This window comes from Hymenobacter terrestris (assembly GCF_013377905.1).
GTDB lineage: Bacteria > Bacteroidota > Bacteroidia > Cytophagales > Hymenobacteraceae > Hymenobacter > Hymenobacter terrestris.
Genome location: NZ_JABKAV010000151.1, coordinates 1 through 1,042, shown reverse-complemented (window position 1 = coordinate 1,042; position 1,042 = coordinate 1). Strand labels below are relative to the sequence as shown.

The 1,042-nt window shown below is 57.8% G+C and carries 2 protein-coding genes; both read right to left on the bottom strand.

Annotation, left to right across the window (positions count from 1 at the left end):
- Positions 1-292 (bottom strand): Fic/DOC family N-terminal domain-containing protein (locus HW556_RS18365; protein WP_317170553.1); only part of this gene is annotated, 292 nt, incomplete at its 3' end.
- A gap of 153 nt (positions 293-445) precedes the next feature.
- Positions 446-1,042, bottom strand: a 597-nt coding sequence (locus HW556_RS18360) for a DUF2625 family protein (RefSeq protein WP_176901564.1), incomplete at its 5' end; no start/stop codon positions are given.

Below are 1,042 nucleotides of genomic sequence, written 5' to 3'. Positions count from 1 at the left end.
TGCGCAGGGCCGCCGCGTAGCGCTGCACCTCCTTGGCCGCGGGCGAGTCGCCCAGTTGGAGTTCGGCGTTGAAGAGTTCGTCGTGGGTGGTGACGATATTTTCGATGGCCGAGCTGTCTTTGGCCTCCTGCAAGGGCAGCGTGTCGAGCAGCAGGCTCTCGTTGGGGATGGCGGCCACTAGGCCCTTGAGTTCGGCCAGGGCCCGGTGCGCCGCCGGCAGTTTTTTGAGCACGGCGCGCGTTTCCAGTTCGACCGTGGGCGGAAGCGAGGACGGTTGCCAGGCAGTGGGCATGCAGGGAAGGGAAAAGCGCCACGGGTAAAGTCTCGTTGGCTGTGTAAAGAAACTCGGTATTTCTTTGCAAAGCCAATCACCCTTTATAAAAGAAATCACTTTTCTCTTACAAAGGGTCGGGCCTTGAAATTGATCCGTTCACTCAAAGGAGCGTTAAAGTGTGTCGTCTAATTGCTGCTTCATCTCTTGGCCAAAGGCCCACAGTTGAGCAATGGACACCACTTCGCGCTTGCTGGTGGCCACGTTCTTGCCCTCCTCCAAAAAGAGAAACGGGAAAAACGCAACGCCTTGGTCACCGGTTAGCGGCCGAATCTCGCCCTGCCACCCCGGCCAGCGAACGTCGCTATAAAAATCGTCGAGGTTGCCGGAGAAGCAAAACCGCAGAAACTCCGAGTAGGTCTTGTCTAGGGCCTGCCATTCCAAGCTTTCGGGGGCGAAATAAAATACTTGGCCCAACGACTCCGAACCGAAGGCACCCGCGTTAATGGCGTAAAATCCGCCGATAACATCGTCGGCAATTAACAGGGCCCCTTCCAGTTTACCCTGGTTCCAATCCATAAGCGAGCGGGAAAGTAGTGGACTTCCCGAGCCCAGGACGCGAAGCCACCCGCCGTCCACCAGTAGGCCGCCGGTTTCGTACAGTATGGCCCCCAAGGGAGAACGGGTGGTTACCTGTGCTGCCAGTAAGGCACGTTCGGCCTCGACCGCCGTTTTGGGCAGCACACGTACTGGGTTTGTGCCTTCGCTAAG